Raw genomic sequence first — 3,732 nt, 5'->3', positions numbered from 1 at the left:
GAGATGCTTTATTCCAAAAAGGAAATCCTGACCATGTACTTCAATACAGTGGATTTCGGGAGTAATACCTATGGAATCAAAACTGCAGCCAAGACTTTCTTCAACACTACTCCTTATAAGCTGAATTACCAGCAATGTGCAACCCTGGTCGGGATGCTTAAAGCACCAACCCTGTACAGTCCCATTCTTCATCCTCAGAAATCGTTGGAAAGACGGAATGTGGTATTTAAACAAATGCTTAAGTACAAGGTGATTAAGAAACATCAATATGATTCCTTGCTTCAATTGCCTTTGCAGGTTGATTATAACCCGGAAGAAAATTATGACGGGCAGGCTCCATATTTCCGCGGGGCAGTCTCCCGTTACCTTCAGGACTGGCTTAAAGAAAATGGCTATGACCTCTACCGGGACGGGTTGAAGATTTACACCACCATAGACTCCCGTATGCAGACCTATGGCGAAGAAGCCATGCAGGAACACATGAAGAGGCTGCAACATCAGTTTGACATGCACTGGCAGGGGCGAAATCCATGGGTTGACGATAAAGGCAATGAGATTCCGGGTTTTATTGAAGATCTGGTTAGGCAATCTGCTTACTATAAGTCTCTTGCAAAAGAATATGCAGGAAAACCTGATTCGGTTGAATATTATCTGAATCATGAACATAAAATGAAGGTTTTCACCTGGAAAGGTGACAGGGATACTACCTTCAGTTTTACTGATTCCATTAAATATTACAAACATTTCCTGCACGGCGGGTTTATGGCCATGGATCCTGAAACAGGCTATATCAAAGCCTGGGTAGGGGATATTAATTTTAATTATTTCAAATACGACCATGTGCAGCAATCGAAACGCCAGCCAGGCTCTACATTTAAGGCATTTTTATACACGGCAGCCATGGAAAATGGTTTTGGCCCCTGCGACAATATGAGTGATGTTCCGGTGTCTATCAACTATACCGAAAAGGGAGAAGCTAAAACCTGGTCGCCACGAAATGCTACAGGGAATTTCTCGGGGATGAACATGACCCTGAAATATGCCTTTGCCCGCTCTGTAAATTCTATTGCTGTCCAATTGACCAAGCTTCTGGGCTGGGAAAAGGTAATTGAATATGCCCATAAAATGGGTATCACTTCCGCTTTGGAAAATGTTCCTTCAGTAGCCATAGGGTCAAGCGACGTGTCGCTGTTTGAACTGGTAGACGCCTATTGCCCGACAATCAATGGAGGTTACCGGGTGGAACCTTTGCTGGTAACAAAAATAGAAGACAAAGACGGCCATGTCTTAAAAGAATTTCATTCTTCCAGTCAGCAGGTTATTTCCCCTGAAGCTTCTTACCTGATGACCCAGATGTTGCGCGGAGGCATGACGGAACCCAGGGCAACCACACAAGCCTTGTTCTCTTATGATCTGTTTAAATCAAAAATAGAATTTGGAGGAAAAACAGGAACATCACAGCATAATTCCGACGGCTGGTTTGTAGGTGTAACGCCCAAACTTATTGGTGGCGCCTGGGTTGGCGGCGAACACCGGAGCATACATTTCCGTACCAATGCACTTGGGGAAGGCTGCAAAACTGCCCTGCCGATTTTCGGGCTTTTCATGGAAAAAGTGCTCCACGACAGCCATTTTGACTATTTGAAAGTTCCATTCCCGAAACCGGATGCAAAAATCTCCAAGAATTTCTCCTGCCATACATTTTACAGGCCGGATTCAACCCGAGGCAGGAGAAATGCCGATTCAACTGCAGTAGGTGCAGGAACAAACAACAATGAAGCTGAAGAAGAACTGGTTGAATAGAAAATTTTAAAGTAAGGACAAGTAATAGATAAATTTATTGCAGAAAAAAGCCACAGGATTATTTCCGTGGCTTTTTTTATGGTCAATAACCAAAAATAATATTACAACCTGAATTGTTCAGCCCAATTCAGGTTGGGTTTAATTGTCTTTTATGCAACGTACTGAAAAACCATCCATGACTTCATAGCCACATCTACCTAAATTCGTGATGCGATAATCTGCCCCCCATTCCAAGGCATATTTGCCATAATCGAGGGAAGAACTCCACCAGTAACTGTGCTCACCAATATCATAAAATTCACCATAATAATACCTTTCGCCAGCAGGAAGTGCAGTAAATCCACTTTCATTGGTAGCCGCCATATTAGGAGTCATCCAATGATCGGTACCCTCTTCCTTTAATTTTCCAACAGCCAGGTTCTCACCTAAAAAATGTTCCAAATTTGCCCAGTCAATATCCGTAGCCACATGCCAGCCCTTAGGTGCAAGTTTTCCAGTATTTACAGCATACCAATTATAAAGCCTGCCGTAAATATCAATGGTATCCTTATTGGCCGTATTGTTATAATTGCAATATGCACCCGTTGACAAAGATTTCCATTCCTCATTACCGGTAACATTGGGAATGGGTGTTCCATCGTTATAATGGGTAACTTTGAGGTTTTCTGCCATCCAGGTTTGGGTTCCAATAATTACTGTTTTATAAACATTCCCATCCTGGTCGGTTACAGTGCCATAAGTAACATTAGAATTAAATTTTGGCTTGGCCAGCGTATGGCCCGAATTTTCAGAACCTGCACCTCCATCCTTTTTGCATGCATTGAAGACTATGACCATACAAAATATCAAAACCGTTAACTCAATTAATTTTTTTAACATAATATTTAAATAATATTCAAAAATTCTAACACAAGCCTGTAATCGAAGACTTAAAATTTCACGGTAATCATTTATGTTGTTGATGAAATCTTAATTCTCCGGATTAAACAGGATCTTATTCCAATTTAAAATCAGTTGATTTCTCCCTGGCAAATAAAAAAGTTAATCCTTTACACAACGTACAGAATACCCTGTATTTATATTAGAATAAGTGCCCCCACAATACATTGTCGAACAATTATCGTTAATACACATCACATAAGCAGTATAATCAAAATAATAATCAGAAGTCCACCATGCAGTAAATTCGCCTGAATTACCAAAATCGTCTGAATGGCTGTATACACCACAGGGAATGGCTGTAAAACCCGATTCATTTGTTCCCCCGGTATTGGGACCTTTCCAATGGTCAGTGCCGGCTTCTCTTATTTTTCCGCCGGCAACATTTTCGCCTCCCAGGTAATTGACTAAAGTTGTCCACTCAGCCTGCGAGGGTACATGCCAGCCTTTGGGTGCAAGTTTTCCCGTATTAACTGCATACCAATCATACAACCTTCCATAGGTAGAAATCGTATCCGGGTTATCCGTATTATTATAATTACAATATCCACCGTTAAGCCCGTGCCCATGATATACCATGTTAGTAATACTTGTTCCATCATTATAAGTCTTCACCCGCAGATTTTCTGCCATCCAGGTCTGCGTACCAATAGTTACGGTCTTGTAAACATTACCGTCCTGGTCGGTCATTGTACCATAAGTAACCTTGGAATTAAACTCAGGAGCTTTAATTTTGCCGGCAGCAGTATTGCTGTTATCATTACTGCCGGCATTGCTGTCTTTGCTGCAACTGGCAGCAAAAATTAAAAACATGCCCACTGTTAAAAAATATGGGACAAAACGAAGCTTGATTTTCATAAAGTTAATTGTAAAATTAAGGCCTACTCTTGACGTTTTTTGGCATCCACGCCCCGCTCCTTGATGGGTTTAGGGGATTTTTGAATTATATTTTATATTATTTATGTTATCAATTTTATTTCAAATAGAGAT

The 3,732-nt window shown here is 41.1% G+C and carries 3 protein-coding genes; 1 reads left to right on the top strand and 2 read right to left on the bottom strand.

Translation table 11 applies throughout. The features are described from left to right. Positions 1-1,803, top strand: a 1,803-nt coding sequence (locus tag Q8907_14175) for a penicillin-binding transpeptidase domain-containing protein (protein MDP4275418.1), incomplete at its 5' end; no start/stop codon positions are given. Positions 1,804-1,941: 138 nt separating this feature from the next. On the opposite strand, the gene Q8907_14170 is transcribed toward Q8907_14175, so the two are convergent. Both Q8907_14170 and Q8907_14165 read right to left on the bottom strand, forming a co-directional pair. Beyond that, the gene (locus Q8907_14170) at positions 1,942-2,682 is read right to left on the bottom strand and encodes a fibrobacter succinogenes major paralogous domain-containing protein (GenBank protein ID MDP4275417.1); all 741 of its coding nucleotides are present in this window, start codon (positions 2,680-2,682) and stop codon (positions 1,942-1,944) included. Between the two features lie 162 nt (positions 2,683-2,844). After that, a complete protein-coding gene (locus Q8907_14165; protein ID MDP4275416.1) occupies positions 2,845-3,600 on the bottom strand; it encodes an FISUMP domain-containing protein in 756 nt (251 codons plus the stop codon). Positions 3,601-3,732: the final 132 nt, after the last annotated feature.

The sequence above is a fragment of the Bacteroidota bacterium genome, assembly GCA_030706565.1.
In the GTDB taxonomy this organism is placed as follows: Bacteria; Bacteroidota; Bacteroidia; order Bacteroidales; family JAUZOH01; genus JAUZOH01.
The sequence above is the reverse complement of the archived record's forward strand: the minus strand, read 5'-3'. Positions and strand labels throughout refer to the sequence as shown.

Coding starts and splice junctions, on each gene's coding strand:
- Q8907_14170 (MDP4275417.1), bottom strand. CDS start 2,682: ATGTTAAAAAAATTAATTGAGTTAACGGTTTTGATATTTTGTATGGTC.
- Q8907_14165 (MDP4275416.1), bottom strand. CDS start 3,600: ATGAAAATCAAGCTTCGTTTTGTCCCATATTTTTTAACAGTGGGCATG.